Origin of the sequence: Micromonospora sp. WMMC273 (assembly GCF_027460285.1) — a bacterium.
GTDB lineage: Bacteria > Actinomycetota > Actinomycetes > Mycobacteriales > Micromonosporaceae > Micromonospora > Micromonospora aurantiaca.
Map to the genome: position 1 here is coordinate 1,527,839 of NZ_JAPZBE010000001.1, position 17,531 is coordinate 1,545,369.

Below are 17,531 nucleotides of genomic sequence, written 5' to 3' on the forward strand. Positions count from 1 at the left end.
GTGCGGCTCACCGTGGTGGCCGGCCCCGGCCTGGTGGCCGACGCGACTCTGCTGGCGTCGCTGGCCGACGCCACCTGCGCCGAACTGGATGTCGCCGGTCAGGTGGTCACCGCCGGATCGGCCGACGAGCTGCGCTCGCTGCTCGCCACGACTGATCAGCCGGTGGTGGCGCTGCCCGGCCCCACACCGGCGGCCCGTGCCCTCATCGGCGCGCAGCCGGCCGGCGTGGTCTGGTACGACCTGACCGTCGAGCCGCCGGTGCCCGGCGCGATCCACCTGGCCGGGCGGGGACTGTGGGGCCTGGCCTGGGCGATCCGGCACGCCGTGCGCCGCCTCCGCGCGCCGGCCACCCGGATCGCCTACGGCCCGGACCCGGACCAGTGGGGCGACCTGCGACTGCCGTCGGCCCTCGACACCGGCCCGGCGCCGGTCGCGGTGCTGCTGCACGGCGGGTTCTGGCGGTCCAACTGGGGCGCGGACCTGATGGACGCGCTCGCCGCCGACCTGGCCCGGCGCGGGTACGCGTCCTGGAATCTGGAGTACCGGCGCCCGGACCGGCACGGCTGGGACGCGACCACGCAGGACGTGGAGGCGGGCCTGCGCGCACTGCGGGAACCGGCCCGCGACCGGCTGGTCGACCTGGACCGGATCGTCCTGCTGGGACACTCGGCCGGCGGGCAGCTCGCGCTGCGCGCCGCGGCGGACCTGGCCGCGCGTAAGGGCGGGCCACGTGTCGCGCTCGCGGTGTCGCTGGCCGGGGTGCTCGACCTCACCGAGGGCGAGCGGCGCTACCTCGGCGACGGTGCGATCGCCGCCGCGCTGGGCGGCTCACCGGCCACGGCCCCACGCCGGTACGCCGAGAGCGACCCGATGCTCCGCCTGCCGGCCGGGGTGCCGACGCTGCTCGTGCAGGGGACCGAGGACAGCCTCGACCTCGTCGACGCCAACCGGCGCTACGCCGCCGCCGCGGCAGCCGCCGGGGACGAGATCCGCCACCTCGAACAGGCGGGGGACCACTTCGCCGTGATCGACCCGGCCTCGGTCATCTGGCGGGACACGATGACCGCCGTGGACGCGCGCCTCGGTCGCTGACGCCGGACGTGGAATCGCCCTCCGAGTTCACCTACGTGAACACGGAGGGCGATTCGTGGTGCCCGGCGCGCGGGTCAGAACAGGCGGGGCGTGACCACCGAGACCACAGTCGTCACCGCGTCGGTGTCGTTGAAGAGCTGATGCGGCACCGACGAGCGCAGGTGCACGCTGTCGCCCGGGAACAGCCGGTGCTCGACGCCCTCGACCTCGTAGAGCAGCTCGCCGGAGATGACATAGGCGAACTCCTCGCCCCGGTGGCCGTACGCGTTCTCCCGGCGCCCGCCCGGCGCGATGTGCACCAGCATCGGTTCGAGCACCAGGTCCGGCCCCCGGTCGGAGAGCATGCGGTAGGTCTGCTGCCCGGACACGTACTGCGTAGCGGCCGTCTCCGCCCTGGTCAGCGTGAAGTGCCGGGGGAGCGAGGAGACGGTGCTGTCCGGCGAGGGCGTGCCGGCGTCGAAGAAGTCGGCCACCGACCGGTCGAGCGCCTTCGCGACGCTGCCGAGCGCGGTCAGGCCGATGGAGGAGATGCCGCGCTCGACCTGGGACAGGAAGCCGATGGACAGCCCGGAACGGGAGGCGAGGCCGCGCAGGGTCAGCCCGCGTTCCTTGCGGTAGCGCCGGATCCGCCCGCCGACGACGCCCGCGGGCGTGTTCTCGTCCGCGGCGCCACCGGAGCCGGCCTGCTCCGACGGCGGCTGACTGTTCATGGGCCGCACGGGGACCTCCTGTCGAGGTGGCGGGACCTCCGCCGGGATGTTCGATGGTATCGAACATCCCGGCCGGTGCGCGAGGGGCCGTGCGGCCGGTTTCCCCGCGTCGTCCCGGGTGGACCCCGGCCGGCGTCGCCCGCCTACCGCTTGACGAGATTGCGCAGCGCCGAGAGCAGCGATCGGTGGCTGACCTCGGCGTAGATCTTCTTGTCCGGTCCGTACAGGACCACGAAGGGGCACTGCTGGTCGTCCCCGCCCAGGGTCTTGTCCAGCAGTCTGCGGCCGGTCGCCACCTCGTACACCCGCAGGCGGTAGGTGGCCTTCAGCAGCGTCAGCGTGTCCGGCTTCGGGTCGTCGTAGCGGCACTTGCGGATCGTCGCGCCGGTGCCGGTGCGATCCAGACAGGCGACGATCTGCACGGCCTTCGGGTCCTCCGACGCCCAGGTCCGTTCCACCCGCTTCGACAGGCCCTCGTCGTAGTAGTAGACCCGGTCGTGGCGGCGGCCCGTGCCCATGTCGGTGCCGACGAGCAGCGCCACCGGGTGCGGCGCCGCTCCGGTGCGCTTCGGCGACTGCGGGAAGTAGAGGACCCCGTCGCACACGTCGTTCAGGTCGGAGATCTGCGCCGCCGGGAAGTCGCTGGGCTGCGGCCCGCGCGTCGAGGGCTCCACGCTCGCCGTCGCACCCGGCGTGGGCGTCGCGCCGGACGACCGCCAGGGCGCCACCGGCGGCGCGGCCGGCTCCGGCTCGGCTGCCTCGCGCGGCGAGGAACCCAGCAGGAACGCGCCGCCGATCAGGCCCGAGCACGCCACCAGCAGCAGCACGCTCAGCGCCGCGACGGCGACGACCAGACCGCGGTTGCGGCCCGACGACGGCGGGCCGGGCGGCGGGTACGGCCCGTACGGCGGGGCCGACCCGAACGGCGTGGCCGTCGTGGCCGGTCCGTACGGCGGGCCCGCGGTGGGTGGTCCGTAACCCGTGCCGGGCGGCTGGTGAACCGGCCCGGTGGCCGGCTGCGGTGGCGGGCCGGGAACGGCCGACGGCATCCAGGCGGTGTCGGCCCGCTGTTCCTCGTTCCCGGTCGCTCCCTGATCGGATCCGGCCCCCGTGTCGGACATGCGCATTCCCCCGTCGAACCCGTGCGGAGCGCGCAATTTATCAGGATCGGTGTCGCGGAGCTGCCCCGTACGAGACCAGGTAGCGCCGGCATCTCGCCTGGCCACCTGACCGGCGGGGGCGGCGGACCGGGCCGGGTCGCCGGGCGTGGCAGGATCGGCGGGTGCAGATCGGGATGCTCGGGCCGTTCCAGGTCACCACGGACGCCGGTGTCCCGGCCGACGTGCCGGGCGCGCGGCTGCGCGGGCTGCTGGCCGCCCTCGCGCTCCAGCCCGGCCGGGTGGTCCCGAAGGCGACGCTCGTCGACTGGATCTGGGGCGAGCAGCCGCCCGCCGACGCCGCCAACGCGCTGCAACGCCTCGTCTCCCGGCTGCGCAAGGCGCTGCCGGCGGGCGCCGTCGACGGGCTGCCCGACGGCTACCGGCTCGCCGTCGAGCCCGACGCCGTCGACGCCGTACGGTTCGAGCGTCTCGTCCGCCGGGCCCGCGACGGCGACGGGCCGCAGCGGGTACGGCTGCTGCGCGAGGCGCTGGGCCTGTGGCGCGGCGACGCGCTGCGCGACATCGGCCTGTCCGACAGCCCGGCGCTGGACGCGGCGGCCACCCGGCTGGAACGGCTGCGCCTGACCGCCACCGAGGACCGGTACGACGCGGAGATCGGGCTCGGCCGGGAGGCCGACCTGATCCCCGAGCTGACCGACCTGGCGGCCGCCCATCCGGTGCGCGAACGGCTCGCCATGTCGCTGATGCGCGCGCTCGTCGCGGCCGGCCGGGACACCGAGGCGCTGATGGTCTACCAGCGCACCGCCGACGCGCTCGCCGACGCCCTCGGCGCCGATCCGTCGCCGGAGCTGTCGGCGCTGCACGTCGCGCTGCTGCGCGGCGAGACGGTACGCCGCGACGACACCCGCCGGACCAACCTGCGCGCCGAGCTGACCAGCTTCGTCGGCCGGGACGCCGACCTCGCCGCCGTCGGCGCGCTGGTGGCCGAACACCGGCTCACCACGCTCACCGGTCCGGGTGGCTCCGGCAAGACCAGGCTGGCCACCGAGACCGGGCGCAGGCTGACCGGCGACCTGCCGGACGGGGTGTGGCTGGTCGAGTTCGCCGCGATCAGCGCCGACGGGGACGTCGTGCAGGCGACGATCTCCGGGCTCGGCCTGCGCGACGCGCTGCTCGGCGACGCGGGCAGCGCGGAACCGGCCGATCGGCTCGTCGCGGCGATCCGGGACCGGGCGATGCTGCTGATCCTGGACAACTGCGAACACGTCGTCGAGGCGGCGGCGGCGCTGGCGCACCGGCTGCTCGGCGAGTGCCGGCGGCTGCGCATCCTGGCCACCAGCCGGGAACCGCTCGGCATCACCGGGGAGGCGTTGTGGCCGGTCGCGCCGCTGGGCCTGCCGGGCGGGGACGCCGCTGCCGCCGAGGTCGAGTCGTCGCCCGCCGTGCGCCTGCTGCGGGACCGGGCCGCCGCGGTACGCCGGGACCTCGTGTTCGACGCCCGTACCGCGACGACGATGGCGCGGATATGCCGCGCGCTCGACGGCATGCCGCTGGCGATCGAGCTGGCCGCGGCACGGCTGCGCACCATGTCCGTCGACCAGCTCGCCACCCGGCTCGACGACCGGTTCCGGCTGCTCACCGGCGGCAGCCGGACCGCCCTGCCCCGGCACCGGACGCTGCGCGCGATGGTCGACTGGAGCTGGGAACTGCTCACCGACGCCGAACGCGCGGTGCTGCGCCGGCTGTCGGTGTTCTCCGGCGGGGCGGGCCTGGACGCGGCCGAGCGGGTCTGCGGCGGCGGCGCCGTCGAGCCGGGCGACGTGCTCGACCTGCTCACCGCGCTGACCGAGAAGTCGCTGCTGGTCGCGGCGGGCGACGTCGCGCCGCGCTACCGCATGCTCGGCACGATCAAGGAGTACGCCGCGCAGCGGCTCGCCGAGGCGGAGGAGGAGGACACCACGCGCCGCGCGCACCTGGCGTACTTCACCGCGCTGGCCGAGGCGGCGCAGCCGCGGCTGCGGCGCGCCGACCAGCTCACCTGGCTCGCCCGGCTCGAAGCCGAGCACGACAACATCACCGCCGCGATGCGCGGGGCGCTCGCCGCCGGTGAGGGGGCCGAGGCGATGCGGCTCGCGGCCGGCGGCGGCTGGTACTGGTGGCTCGGCGGCCACCGCAGCGAGGGCATGGAGCTGATCATCGCGGCCACCGAGGCGCCGGGCGACGTGCCCGACGACATCCGCGCCGTGGTGTACGGACTCGTGGTGCTTTTCCTCACTTCCGGGCCGGGCGACGCGCAGCATGCGTCGGAGTGGATCCACAAGGCGTACCGGCTGGGCGCGGAGGGCCGCGGCACCTACCCGGAGATGGCCCTGGTCGTGCCGCTGGAGCGGATGCTGCGGGAGCCGGACGCGCTGCTGCCCGCCTGGGAGTCGCTGCTCGACCACGAGGACCCGTGGGTATGCGCGCTGGCCCGGCTGCATCTGGGCAAGCTGCGGGTCATCCTCGGCGTCGAGGCGCCGCAGGCGGAGGCGTGCCTGCGGCAGGCGCTCGCCGAGTTCCGGGCGATCGGGGAACGCTTCGGGATCTCGTTCGCGCTCAGCGAGCTGGCCGAGCTGACCGCCGTACGCGGTGACGTCGCCGCCGCCTGCGACTACTACGAGCAGGCCGTCGCGGCGGTGACCGAGGTCGGCGCCGTCGAGGACGTGATCCGGATACGGGCGCGGCTGGCGTGGCTGTACCGGCTGGACGGCGACGAGGCGGCGAGCGCCGCCGCAGTGGCCGAGGCGCAGCGGCTCGCCGCAGGGGTCGCCTGGCCGGGCGCGCTGGCCGAGCTGGCGCTGACGAAGGCGTACCTGGCCCGCCACGACGGCGACGCGGACGAGGCGTACGCACAACTGCGGTCGGTGTCGGCGCTGCTCGGCGACGAGGCGAACCTGGCGGGCGTCCGGGCCGGCATCGAGGATCTGCTGGGCTACCTGACCGACGACGTCGAGCAGTCCCGTACCCATCGGGCGGCGGCGTGCCGGGCGGCGCGCGAGGGTGGCTACGCGCCCCTGACCGCCCAGGTGCTCGTCGGCGTCGCGGACCTGGCGGTGCGGCTCGACCGGCCGGACCAGGCGGCGCGGCTGCTCGGCGCCGCCACCGCGGTACGCGGGCTGCCCGACCGCGCCCACCCCGACGTGCCCCGGATCGAGGCGGCAGCGCGCGACCGCCTCGGCGACGCGGGGTTCGCCGAGGCGGTCGCACAGGGCCGGGAGACCGGCTGGGAGCGGCTGGTCGAGGTCACGCTCGCTTCGTGAACGTGGACCGCGCCCACAGGTAGCCGACCACCGCGATGCCGGCGCACCAGGCGAGCGCGGGGATCAGGTCGCCGGCCGACGGCGCGCCCTCGAGGAGGCCGCGCAGGGTCTCGATGATCGGCGTGAACGGCTGGTACTCGGCGAACTGCCGCAGTCCCGGCCCCATCTTGTCGGCGGGCACGATCGCGCTGCTGAAGAACGGCAGCAGGACCAGCGGCACGGAGGCCATGCCCGCCGACTCCGGCGACTTGGCGAACAGGCCCAGCGCGACGGTGAACCAGCTGACCGCGACGCTGAGCAGCACCACCACGCCGGCCACGCCGAGCCAGTGCAGGGGCTCGGCGGCCGGGCGGAAGCCGAGCAGGAACGCCACGCCGACCAGGGCCGCTACCGCGAGGACGTTCGTCAGCACGGTGGCGACGACGTGGCCGGTCAGCACCGCGCCCCGGGAGACGTGCATGACCTTGAACCGGTTGATGATGCCCCTGGTCATGTCCGAGTTCACCGACGTCGCGGTGCCGCCGAGGCCGTAGCAGACCGCCAGCAGCATCAGGCCCGGCGTCGCGTAGTCGACGTAGTCGACGCCGACGGAGAACGCGTCGCCGAGCATGTACACGAACATCAGCATCACGATGATCGGCATCAGCACGGCGTTGAACACCGAGGTCGGGTTGCGGCGCAGGTGCGTCAGGTTGCGGCGCAGCATGACGACCGAGTGGTTGCGGCTCATTTGGCGGCCACCTCCGGGGTACGGCCCGTCAGGGCCAGGAAGACGTCGTCGAGGTCGGGGGTCTGCACGGACAGGTCGTCGGCGCTGATCGCGTGCGCGTCGAGCCGGTCGAGCAGGGCGCGCAACGAGGCGGTTCCGCCGTCGGTGGGCACGCGCAGCGCCAGCGCCTCCTCGTCGCGTTCCGCCTCGGGCAGCACCAGCGCCGCCGCGTCGAGTTCGGCGCCGGTGCCGAACCGCAACCGCACGTGCGTGCCGGGGATCCGGCGCTTCAGCTCCTCCGGCGTGCCCTGGGCGACCAGCCGGCCCTGGTCGAGCACCGCGATCCGGTCGGCCAGGCGGTCGGCCTCGTCGAGGTACTGGGTGGTGAGGAAGACCGTCACGCCGCCTGCGACCAGCTCCCTGATGATCGACCACATGGTGCGCCGGCTGCGCGGGTCCAGCCCGGTCGTCGGCTCGTCCAGGAAGATGATCCGCGGCTCGCCGACCAGCGTCATCGCCAGGTCCAGCTTGCGGCGCATGCCCCCGGAGTACGTCGACACGAGCTTGTCGGCGGCCTCGACCAGGTCGAACCGTTCCAGCAGCTCGGCGACGACCCGCTTGCCGGGCACCCGGTCGCGCGGGCCGAGGTCGACCATCAGTTGCAGGTTCTCCCGCCCGGTGAGCAGTTCGTCCACCGCCGCGAACTGCCCGGTCACGCCGATCGCCGCGCGGACCGCCTTGGCCTCGGTGGCCACGTCGTGCCCGGCGACCCGCACCGACCCGCCGTCGGCGCGGATCAGGGTGGTCAGGATGTTCACGGTCGTGGTCTTGCCGGCCCCGTTCGGGCCGAGCAGGGAGAAGATCGTCCCGGCGGGGACGTCCAGGTCGATGCCGTCGAGCACCACCCGGTCCTTGTACGCCTTGCGCAGCCCGGAGACCGCTATCGCTGAACTCGTCATGCGACCACCATCCGCGGCCGTACCGCCACCGCCCTGACACGGCGCTGACACGGGCGCTGACAGCTTGTCGGTGGGGCGGCGTACGGTCCCGCCGTGGATCGGGAGACGTTCTGGGACATCGTGGAGCGGGCGCGTCGCGCCGCGGGACGCGAGACGGTCACCGCCGAGGGGGCCGACGTCGTGGCCCGGCACCTGGTGGCGGAGCTGTCGGCGCTGAGTCCGGCGGCGATCGTGGGCTTCGAGCAGGCGTACGACGACGTGACGTCGGAGGGATGGCGCTGGGATCTGTGGGCGGCCGCCTACCTGATGCGCGGCGGCTGCTCGGACGACGGGTTCGACTACTTCCGGGGCTGGCTGGTGGCGCAGGGGCGGACGGTCTGGGAGCGGGCCGTCGCCGACCCCGACTCCCTCGCCGGGGCCGGTGTCGACCCGGACGACGACGCGGTCGAGTGCGAGGCGGTGCTGAGCGCGGCGGGCGACGCGTACGCCGAGGCGACCGGCGCCGGCACCGACGCGTTCTGGGAGGCGCTCGACGCCGCCGACCGCGCTGCTCCCCCCGGCCCGGCGCCGGCCGACCCGGCCGGTGAGGACTTCGACTTCGACGACGACGAGCAGATGCGCGCCCGGCTGCCGCGCCTGACCGCGATCTACCGGCCGGTGGAATGAGGTCCACGACCCGCCGCCCGACCCGATCCGGCTTAACCGCTGGTCCGTCGCGGCCCGGGTGGGCGAGCATGGTCGGCATGGCCGGATCGACGGGTGCGAGGCTGCCGCTGCAGGGCGGGCTGCCACCCGGCGCGGCGCTGACCGGCGCGGTGCGGGAGATCGCCTGCGACGAGTCCGGCTTCTCCGGCACCAACCTGCTCGATCCGGCAACCCCGGTGATCGTCCACGCCGGCGTCGACCTGAGCCGCGACGAGGCCGCCGATCTGATCCGTACGCTGCGGTCCGGGTTCCGGTTCTCGCCCGACGAGGTCAAGTCCCGGCAGTTCCTGCGCCGCCGGGAAGCCGCCGAGGCGGTGGGCTGGTTCCTGTCGGCGCTGCGCGGCCGGGCGCACGTGCACCTGGTCGACAAGGAGTTCTTCCTCGCGACCCGGGTCGTCGACCTGCTGCTGGCCGAGCCGTCGTACGCGGCGGGCACCCGCCTCGCCGGTGACCGGCGTCCGGCCGCGGCGGCGCTGCACCGGGCCGGGCGGGCGGCCGGACCCGGCTGGGCGGTCTTCCTCGCCGCCGTGGTCGAGATGCTGCGGACCAAGCGGCGGGACCGGGCCGACGACCGGAGCGTGGCACGGTTCTTCGCCGCGCGGGACGCGCTGCGGCGCCACGTCGACGACACGCGGGCCGGTGCGGTCCTCGACGCGCTCGACCCGGCCCGGGTGGCAGCCGTGCAGGCCCGATTGTACGGGGGCGACCGGACGATCCCGCCGCCGCTGGAGCCGCTGCTGCCGGCGCTGGCCGAGACCGTCCTGCACTGGAGCGGCGGCGGCCGGTGGCGGGTGCTGGTGATTCACGACGAGCAGAGCGCCCTCACCGAGGACCGGCTGCGCCGCCTCCAGGCGGCACTGGCCGCGGGCGATCCGGCCGGCCCGTCGCCGCTGGCCGGGCTGGTGATGGCCGACTCGCGCGACGACCCGCGCGTCCAGGCCGCCGACCTGCTCGCCGGGGTGGCCCGCCGGATGCCCGGCGTCCCCGGCGACGGGCCGCTGCGCCCGCTGCTGTCCCCGGCCCCCGGCCACGACCCGGGCGCCGTCGTCGCGACGCACGAAGCGGGCGCCGCAGCCGTGGCGCACGACCCGAACGCCGTGACGGCGGAACAGGAGCCGTCGTGATCCTCGACGACGTGACGCCGACCGGCGGGGTGCACTGCGAGACCACCACGCTCGGGGTGCTGACGCGGCACGCCGGCCTGGACCTCTCCGAGCCGATGCTGTTCGGCCTCGGCGAGGGGCTCGGCTTCGTCTACTGGGACGCCAAGGGCATGGACGTGCCGTTCCTCGGCGGGCGTACCAAGCCGCTGTGCGTGACCCGGGCCGCCGCCGGCCACCTCGGCCTGGATCTGCGGATACGGGAGACGACGTCGGCGGCCAGGGCGTGGCGGAACGTCACCGACGCACTGGACGCCGGGCAGCCGGTCGGCCTGCAACTCGACTCGTACCACCTGGACTACTTCACCACCAGGGTCCACTTCGGCGGGCACACGGTCGCGATGTACGGCTACGACGACACCCACGCCCACCTGGTCGACACCGCCCAGCAGGGCGGCGCGGTGACCACCACGCTGGACAGCCTGGCCCGGGCCCGCGCCGCGCGTGGGCCGATGACCGCGCGCCACCTGTCGTACACGCTCACCGCTCCCGGCGGCCCGCCGGACCTGGACGCCGCCGTCCGCGCGGCGGTACGCGCCAACGCCGAGGCGTTCCTCGACCCGCCGATCGCCAACCTCGGCCACCGGGGGATCGCCACCGCCGCCGCCCGGGTGACCCGCTGGCTGGAGCGCGCCGCCGATCCGGCCCGCGACCTGCCGCTCGCCGCGACGCTGATGGAACGCGGGGGCACCGGCGGCGCGCTGTTCCGCGCCCTGTACCGGGACTTCCTCGCCGAGGCCGCCGCCGTCACCGGCGACGCGCGGGTGCGCCGGGCACAGCTCATGTACGCCGACATCGCGCCGCTCTGGACCGCCGTCGCCGACCACATCGCCGCCGCCGGGCGGACCGGCGACGCCGTGCACCTGACCCGCGCGTCGGCGGTCCTGGCCGACCTGGCCGTCCGCGAACGCGAGGCGATGACGGTGCTGGCGGCGGTCGACGCGCGGTAGGCGTCAGCTCAGCTGCTCGGCCAGCGCAACGATGACGCCCGCCGGGCCGCGCAGGTAGCACAGCCGGTAGACGTCGCCGTAGTCCGCCACCTCGCCGATCAGCTCGCCGCCGTGGGCCCGCAGGCGGGCCACCGTGTCGTCGACGTCGTCCACGGCGAACATGACCGACCGCAGGCCGAGCGTGTTCGGCGGCGCGTCCGCCGGGTCGGCGGCGACGAGCGCCGGCGCCCGGAACCGCGTCAGTTCGAGCTTGCCGTGGCCGTCCGGGGTGCGCATCATCGCGATGTCGACCCGCACGCCGTCGATGCCGTTGACCCGGTCCACCCAGGCCCCCTCGACCGGCATCTCGCCCTCCACCTCCATCCCGAGTTCGGTGAAGAAGGCGATCGCGGCCGGCAGGTCGTCCACCACGACGCTGACGTGGTCCATCCGCTGAAGCGTCACGTTCCGAGCATAGGGCGACGCCCGGCCCGGTCAGCTCATGTCGAGCGTGTACGCGCCCTCCCGCACGTCGGCGTCCGGGTGACGGCGCAACCCGGTCAGCAGGTCCCGCCACGGGGTCTTCCAGCCGAACTCCGACCCGTGCGCCACGAGCGTCACCGCGAACAGCCCGCCGGCCAGGTCGCCGCGCCCGGCGAGGTGGGCCACGGTGCCGGCCAGCGCGGCCGGATCGGGCCGCCGCCGCATGGTGAGCAGGCGCGCGCCGACGCGTTGCGCGGTGCGTACCGCTACCACGGGCCGGTCGGCGCAGAGCGCGGCGACCTCGTCCAGGTCGTCGAGGCGGCCGAGGTCGACGAGCAGCCCGGTGGCCGTACCCAGGAAGGTGTCCCGGCCGGCGAGCCACCGCGCCGCCTCGACCAGCCCGGCCCGGTCGGCGCTCGCGGGGCGTTCCTCGGACCACAGGGCCGCGCCTTCCGCGAGCGACTCGACGCGCCGCCGGGCCGGCCGGTCGGTCACCGGGCCGCCCGGGTCGCCGTCGGCCGCGTCCCGCTCCACCAGCCGGGTCAGGGCGGCCCGGAACGCCGCGTCGCCACCGGCCCGCAGCAGGTTCGCCACCCCGATGCCCGGCGTCGTCTCGTCCGGGTCGGTGAGCCGGTCCACGACCAGGTCGGTGACGCCGGTCAGCCACGGCGACCACTCGCCGAGCGCGTCGAACGCGGCGCGGCGGACCTCCCGGTCGTCGGCCCGGCACGCCGTCGCGATCAGGCCCGCGTAGGCGCGGCGGTGGCGCTCCGAGATCCCCGACGGGTACGCGCCGAGCACCGCCCGGCGCTCCTCGCGGCCGGCGTGCACCGCCGCGCGCAGCACGGCCCAGGTCGCCTCGGTGCCCAGCCGCTGCCGGGCGGCGGAGACGATCGCCGCGCGGACGTCGCGGTGCGTGCCCGGATCGGCGTACGCCTCGCCGAGCGCCGCCATCACGTCCACCTGCGCGTAGCGGGCCAGGAGCCGGGCGGCCTCCTTGCGGCTGGTGACCTTCGCGGCACCGGTCAGCACCCCGCCCAGCAACTCGGCCAGCCGGGCCGGCGGGACGTACCGGGCGGCCCGTCCGGCGGCGTACAGCGCGACGCGTGCCCGGTCGCCGTCGGCGTACCGTAGCAGCAGCGGGAACGCCTCGTCCGGCCGGTCGGTCCAGACCAGCGCGCCGAGCGCCGCCTCGGCCACCGGCACCTCGGACGCGTCGACGTGGCGCAGCACCAGCTCGCGTCCGGCCGAACCGGCCCCGGCGGCGGCCCGGATCGCCGCCGCCCGCTGCCACACCCGGTGACCGGAGTCGGCGATGACGCGGGCCTGCAGCGCGACGAAACGGTCCTGGTGGCGGGGGAGCCACCACTGCGCCCGCGGCGCCGGGCCGGGCACCCACCGCTTCCCGTTCTCCACGAACCGGCCGTGCGGCGGCCGGTTCAGCACCCGGTCGAGCAGGTCGGTGCGCGACGTGCAGACGATCGCCCACACCTCGTGGATCGCGATCGCCGACGCGTCGACGTCGAGCACCTCGGCGACGCGCCGCGAGCGGGTACGCGGATCGTCGAGCCAGAGGCCGACCGCGGTACGGGCCACTGTGGGCAGGGAGTCCGGCCCGATCGCCCGGCGCAGCAGGTCCTGCAGCTCCGGCAGCCGCCACGCCCGCCGGCCGAGCGCGTGGGTGAACGCGAACAGCAGCCCGTACCGGCCGCGCGCCATGCCCGCCTCGATCCGGCCGCGCAGCCGGTCGAACACGACCCGCTCCTGGCCGTGCCGCAGCACCGTGTCGAGCCGGCGCAGCACCGGCACGTTCGCGTCACTGCTCGCCGCGTCGATCGTGCGCAGTGCCCACTCGACCAGCTCCGGCACGTCCACGTGAAGCGTGAGGACGTCGACGGCGAGCCGGCTCAACGCCGTGGTGGTGGTCGCCGAGGTGTCCCGCGCGTCGACCGCGTCGGTGGTGAGCCCGGTCAGCCCGCCCGCGCTCGTGGCGGTGAGCAGTGGCGCCACGGTGGCCAGCGCGGTGAGCGCGGCCGCGCGTACCGGGTCCTGCTCGTTACGCAGCCGGCCGAGCCGGACCACCACCTGGGCCACCGTCCGCGGGTCGCGGGAGCGGCGCGCGGCCGCCACCAGCAGCCGCCAGCCGTCCGCGCGTTCCTCCGCGTCGCCCGAGCGCAGCGCCGCGCTCGCCGACGCGGACGCCTCCGGCCACGGCAGGTACGCGCTCCAGAACCGCACCTGCTCCTCGCGCTCGCGCACGGCCGGGAGGGTCAGCACGCGGGTCGCCTCGCGCGCCCGCACCGGGGCCGGCAACACCTCCATCACCGCGGTGCCCGGCAGCAGCGCGGTGGTGTCGGTGTCGGCAAGCGCCCCGTCGTACAGCTCGGCGCGGCGGCTCGGCGCCACGGCGCGCAGCAACGCGGCGAGCGCCCGGTCGTGGTCCCGCAGCCGGGCGGCGAGCGGGATCAGCTCACCCGTGGGCAGCGCGGCGAGGCGGCCCAGCAGCGCCCGGGGCGGCACGATCCGGGCCAGCCAGGCCGCGCGGCCGGGCGACGTCAGCAGGCGTACGACCCGGCGCGCGTCGTGTGCGGCGAGCCGCCCGTACGCGACGAGCGGGCCGGGCAGCGACTCCTCGGGCGCGTATGCGTCGAGCAGGTCCAGCGCCCGCGCCGGATCGCCGCCCAGCACCGCGCCGGCGGCCTCCGCCCAGATCCGCCCGCGTGACTCCGGTGGGGCCACGGCCATCCGTTCACCGGTGCGCGCCAGCACGATGTCGGAGTGCGATCGCATCAGCCGTTCCGGGTGCAGCGCGTGCTCCAGGTCGGGCAGCCACGCCCGTACCGTCTCGGGGCCGCACGCCGGCAGCAACGCGGCGGCCTCGTGGTCACCGAACCGCTCGCGTACCCCGATGATCAGCGCGTCGGCGACGGCCGGCACCGGGTTGCGGCGCAGCGCCGGGTAGACGCGCCGCCGCGCGCCGGCCGGCCGGTCGGTCAGGTCGGCGGGCGTTACGCCGGCCCGCACGGCGGCGGTCAGCGCGGTGGCGGCGATCGAGGGTTCCGGGTCGAACGTCGCGGCCCGGACGGCCGCGGTGTCCCGGGTCGCCAGCGCGGCGAGCAGCGCGAGACGCCGCTCGTAGGGCCCGTGCCGGCGCAGGTCGGCGCAGACCTGCGCCCGGTCGGGCGCGGTGCGTGCCCACGCCACGAGGCGTCGCGTCCGGTCGCGGTGGGGCAGCGGGTCGAGGGCGGCGAGCAGGTCGCGGGTGGCGGTGGGCACGGGGCTCATTGTGCCGGTGCGCGGGTCGCCGCGGGTGCCCGTCGCGCCTATTCCGCAATTCCTATGGAAATTGTAGATTTTCAGCGTTCTCCCAGCCGCCCGGGATTGACATCAATCGGACCGTCGGGGATATTCCTAGCGGCGCGTCGGGGCGCGGGGCGGAGCAGGCGAGGTCTGCGGACTTCACCTGCGTGACGTGCGGAAAGGTGTTCGTGCTGCCCCTGCTCCGCGGGGTCCGGATGAGGTTGGGAAATGATTAATCGGGCCGTCGAATTCGCCAAGCACAATTCGCCGAATTCTCTGCGGGTCAAGGCCCGGCGGGCGCAGATGGAAGCGCGCAACGCCCGTATGCGACTCACCGTTCCGGTGGTGGCCCACAGCGAGTTCGACAACATCTTCCACTGCACCGTCCGCAAGACCGGCAGCCAGTGGATCAAGGCGTTGTTCAGCGACCCGGCCGTCTACCGCCACAGCGGGCTGCTGCCCTACGACCCGCGCTTCTACTCCGGCGGCGCGACCGCGCCGGTGCCGGCCGGCCGCATCGGCCTGGCGATCTTCCTCTCCCACAAGCGGTTCGAGGCGGTGCCCAAGGCCGGCGGCTACCGCGCGTTCTTCGTGATCCGCGACCCGCGCGACGTGGTCGTGTCCAGCTACTTCTCGCTGCGCAACTCGCACGCCCCGATGGGCGACATCCCGCAGGCACGCAAGGCCCTCCAGGAACTGCCGAAGAAGGAGGGCATGCTCTACGTCATCGACCGCCTGCGCGACAAGAAGCAGTTCGGGCAGATGCGGTCCTGGGCGGTCGCGCCGAGCGACGAGACGTTCCGGCTGTTCCGCTACGAGGACCTGACCGGCGAGCGGCAGGCCGACGAGGTCGACCAGCTCCTGCGGCACTGCGGCATCACGCTGCCCCCGGCCGAGCTGGAGGCCCTGCTGGCCCGCTACAGCTTCACCAGGATGAAGAAGTCGAAGGAGACGCCCGGTCGGATCTCCCACTACCGCAAGGGCGCGTCCGGCGACTGGCGCAACCACTTCGACGACGACATCTACGCCGCGTACACGAAGGCGGCCGGTGACCTCGCGGAAATCCTCGGCTACCCCGCCCGGGACGACGAGCGAAACGGGCAGGAATCCGCCGCACGGTAGAGCGGTGACGGCGGTACGGTGTTCGTCCCGCTCGGAATGGGACGCATCACGAGCCTGCCTGCCCGAACCACAGATCGTGGACAGACTGCAAGCCGTCGTGCGTCGAGTCGGTCACTCGGAAGAACTTCCACGCATAGCCGAAGGGGTCCTCGAACTCGACGTACCTCTCTCCCCACGGTGCGTTCGCCGGACCGGCACTGATGACGCAGCCGGCAGCTTCACACCGCAGGGCGGCTTCGTCGATGTCGTCTACCTCGAGCCCGATGACAACGCCGAGCCCGCGCGGGCCGGTCTTCGTCTGACGTTCCCGGGCGCTGTCCGGGAACGGGATGCCAACCAGCGCGTCGACCAGCAACTGCAACGGACCCCGCCGGAGGATTGCCATGGCGAGACCACCATCAGCGCCAGGCACCGTGCCCACCGGGACGAAACCAAAACTCTGATACAACGTCGAGGCCGCCGTTACGTCATTGACCCGCAGCGCGACCCGTACCGGTGGCTCGTCGGTCATCCCGCGACGGTAGCGATTCGGCACACTGCGCGCAACGCTCACCCAACCGGTCCATTCCACCTCCGTATCTCGACGGTCCTTTCCGGAACGCGAAGGATCGTGCGAGGCGGTGAGCGAATGATCCCCACCTGGGCCGCCGTATGCTCCTGCCGTGGAGCTGCGGTTCACCACACGGACGTCCGACTCGGCCTGGATCGACACCGTGTGGACCTGCGTCAGCGATCGGGTCGACGAGATGACCTCGGTGGCGACCCCGTGCTGGGGACTGGTGTTCTGGCAGCGCGACGGGCGCTCCTACGCGGCCGTCTCCGGCCCCGAGACCGCCACCGGCACCGCGCCGGTGCCCGAGGGCGCCACGTTCGTCGGCATCGAGTTCGCGGTGGGCACCTCGCTGCGGCTCGTACCCACGCCCGCGCTGGTGGACGGCGGCGCCGAGCTGCCCGACGTGGGCCGCCGGACGTTCCGCCTCGACGGCGGCCGGTGGCCCACGCCCGGCCCGGACGACGCCGAGGCCCTGGTGGAACGGCTGATCCGTGCCGGCGTGGTGGTCCGCGACCCGCTCGTCACCGAGACGCTGCGTGGCGGCCGTCCACCGGCGTCACCGCGAACCCTCGAACGCCGGTTCCGGGCGGCGACCGGGCTGACCCGGGGCGCGGTACGGCAGATCGACCGCGCGCGCCGCGCCGCCGTGCTGCTGGCCGCGGGCGGCCCGCCCGCCGACGCGGTCACCACCTTCGGGTACGTGGACGAACCGCACCTGGCCCGCGCGCTGCGCCGGTACGTCGGACGGACGGCCGGTGAGCTGCGCGCGGGCGCCGGTGGGGCGATAGCGCTGGACCCGGCTCAGCGGGTCACGTCGTAGATCAGCTTGACGACGCCGTTGGGGTAGGCGGCCGAGTCGCGCAGACGCAGCGTCTGCCGGTCCCGGTCCGCCTGGGTGAACAGGCCCTTGCCGGCGCCGAGCAGCACCGGGAAGACGAGCAGGTGGTACCGCTCGATCAGGTCCGCCTCGGCGAGACGGCGGGCGAGCTCCGCGCTGCCGTGGATGAAGACGTCGCCGCCGTCGCCCTGCTTGAGCGCGGCCACGTCGGCGGTGCTCCGGAGGACCGTCGTCGGCCCCCAGCCGTCGATCAGCGCGTCGTCGGGCAGGGTGGAGGACACCACGTACTTGGGCAGGTCCCGGTAGGCGGCGTGGTCGTCGGAGTCGCGCCAGGTCGGCGCGAACGCCTCGTAGCTGCGCCGGCCGAACATCAGCGCCGTGGTCTGTGCCAGCTCCTCGCCCTTGAGCGAGAACGCCTCGGGCAGGAACTCGATGTCCTTGACGACCCAGCCGCCGCTGCGGTGGTCCTCACCCGGGCCGCCGCCGGGGGAGTCCACGACGCCGTCGAGCGACATGAATCCGGTGTAGACGAGATCACGCATGCGGCAATG

Annotated in this window: 15 protein-coding genes; 7 read left to right on the forward strand and 8 right to left on the reverse strand. The window is 74.7% G+C overall.

From position 1 onward, the window contains the following. A complete protein-coding gene (locus tag O7611_RS07315) occupies window positions 1-1,092 on the forward strand; it encodes an alpha/beta hydrolase (RefSeq protein ID WP_269696447.1) in 1,092 nt (363 codons plus the stop codon). Window positions 1,093-1,166: 74 nt separating this feature from the next. On the opposite strand, the gene O7611_RS07320 is transcribed toward O7611_RS07315, so the two are convergent. After that, window positions 1,167-1,802, reverse strand: a complete 636-nt coding sequence (locus O7611_RS07320) for a helix-turn-helix domain-containing protein (RefSeq protein WP_228532064.1) — start codon at window positions 1,800-1,802, stop codon at window positions 1,167-1,169. Window positions 1,803-1,945: 143 nt separating this feature from the next. Further along, window positions 1,946-2,923 carry a hypothetical protein gene (locus O7611_RS07325; RefSeq protein WP_194800803.1) on the reverse strand — a complete coding sequence of 326 codons (978 nt, stop codon included), beginning with the start codon at window positions 2,921-2,923 and terminating at the stop codon, window positions 1,946-1,948. Window positions 2,924-3,084: 161 nt separating this feature from the next. Here O7611_RS07325 and O7611_RS07330 point away from each other — a divergent pair, with 161 nt between their 5' ends. Continuing rightward, on the forward strand, window positions 3,085-6,222 hold the full coding sequence (locus O7611_RS07330) for a BTAD domain-containing putative transcriptional regulator (RefSeq protein ID WP_194800804.1): 3,138 nt from the start codon (window positions 3,085-3,087) through the stop codon (window positions 6,220-6,222). On the opposite strand, the gene O7611_RS07335 is transcribed toward O7611_RS07330, so the two are convergent. Both O7611_RS07335 and O7611_RS07340 read right to left on the reverse strand, forming a co-directional pair. Beyond that, window positions 6,206-6,952, reverse strand: coding sequence for an ABC transporter permease (locus O7611_RS07335; RefSeq protein WP_194800805.1), 747 nt, complete (start codon window positions 6,950-6,952; stop codon window positions 6,206-6,208). The two genes, O7611_RS07330 and O7611_RS07335, sit on opposite strands and share 17 nt — an antisense overlap. Next, window positions 6,949-7,890, reverse strand: coding sequence for an ATP-binding cassette domain-containing protein (locus O7611_RS07340; protein WP_194800806.1), 942 nt, complete (start codon window positions 7,888-7,890; stop codon window positions 6,949-6,951). The genes O7611_RS07335 and O7611_RS07340 overlap by 4 nt, the downstream gene beginning before the upstream one ends. 93 nt (window positions 7,891-7,983) lie before the next feature. Here O7611_RS07340 and O7611_RS07345 point away from each other — a divergent pair, with 93 nt between their 5' ends. The 3 genes from O7611_RS07345 to O7611_RS07355 all read left to right on the forward strand — a co-directional run bounded on the left by O7611_RS07345 (window position 7,984) and on the right by O7611_RS07355 (window position 10,705). Then, entirely contained in the window at window positions 7,984-8,556 is a 573-nt protein-coding gene (locus O7611_RS07345) for a DUF4240 domain-containing protein (protein ID WP_269696448.1), read from the forward strand. Window positions 8,557-8,633: 77 nt separating this feature from the next. Next, window positions 8,634-9,719, forward strand: coding sequence for a DUF3800 domain-containing protein (locus O7611_RS07350; RefSeq protein WP_269696449.1), 1,086 nt, complete (start codon window positions 8,634-8,636; stop codon window positions 9,717-9,719). Beyond that, window positions 9,716-10,705: a BtrH N-terminal domain-containing protein gene (locus O7611_RS07355; RefSeq protein ID WP_269696450.1), complete on the forward strand. Its 990-nt coding sequence runs from the start codon at window positions 9,716-9,718 to the stop codon at window positions 10,703-10,705. The genes O7611_RS07350 and O7611_RS07355 overlap by 4 nt, the downstream gene beginning before the upstream one ends. A 3-nt stretch (window positions 10,706-10,708) precedes the next feature. Here O7611_RS07355 and O7611_RS07360 read toward each other — a convergent pair whose 3' ends face one another. Both O7611_RS07360 and O7611_RS07365 read right to left on the reverse strand, forming a co-directional pair. Continuing rightward, window positions 10,709-11,134: a VOC family protein gene (locus tag O7611_RS07360; protein WP_194801038.1), complete on the reverse strand. Its 426-nt coding sequence runs from the start codon at window positions 11,132-11,134 to the stop codon at window positions 10,709-10,711. Between the two features lie 45 nt (window positions 11,135-11,179). Beyond that, on the reverse strand, window positions 11,180-14,452 hold the full coding sequence (locus O7611_RS07365) for a hypothetical protein (RefSeq protein WP_269696451.1): 3,273 nt from the start codon (window positions 14,450-14,452) through the stop codon (window positions 11,180-11,182). 243 nt (window positions 14,453-14,695) lie between these two features. On the opposite strand from O7611_RS07365, the gene O7611_RS07370 reads away from it, so the two are divergent. Then, window positions 14,696-15,589: a sulfotransferase domain-containing protein gene (locus tag O7611_RS07370; protein ID WP_121683114.1), complete on the forward strand. Its 894-nt coding sequence runs from the start codon at window positions 14,696-14,698 to the stop codon at window positions 15,587-15,589. Window positions 15,590-15,635: 46 nt separating this feature from the next. Here O7611_RS07370 and O7611_RS07375 read toward each other — a convergent pair whose 3' ends face one another. Beyond that, complete coding sequence (locus O7611_RS07375) at window positions 15,636-16,100, reverse strand: VOC family protein (protein ID WP_121683115.1); 465 nt, start codon at window positions 16,098-16,100, stop codon at window positions 15,636-15,638. A 151-nt stretch (window positions 16,101-16,251) separates the two neighbouring features. Between O7611_RS07375 and O7611_RS07380 the strand changes: the two genes are divergently transcribed. Beyond that, entirely contained in the window at window positions 16,252-16,962 is a 711-nt protein-coding gene (locus O7611_RS07380) for a helix-turn-helix domain-containing protein (RefSeq protein ID WP_269696452.1), read from the forward strand. Here the strand turns inward: O7611_RS07380 and O7611_RS07385 are convergent. Further along, window positions 16,944-17,522, reverse strand: coding sequence for a dihydrofolate reductase family protein (locus O7611_RS07385; protein WP_269696453.1), 579 nt, complete (start codon window positions 17,520-17,522; stop codon window positions 16,944-16,946). The two genes, O7611_RS07380 and O7611_RS07385, sit on opposite strands and share 19 nt — an antisense overlap. Window positions 17,523-17,531: the final 9 nt, after the last annotated feature.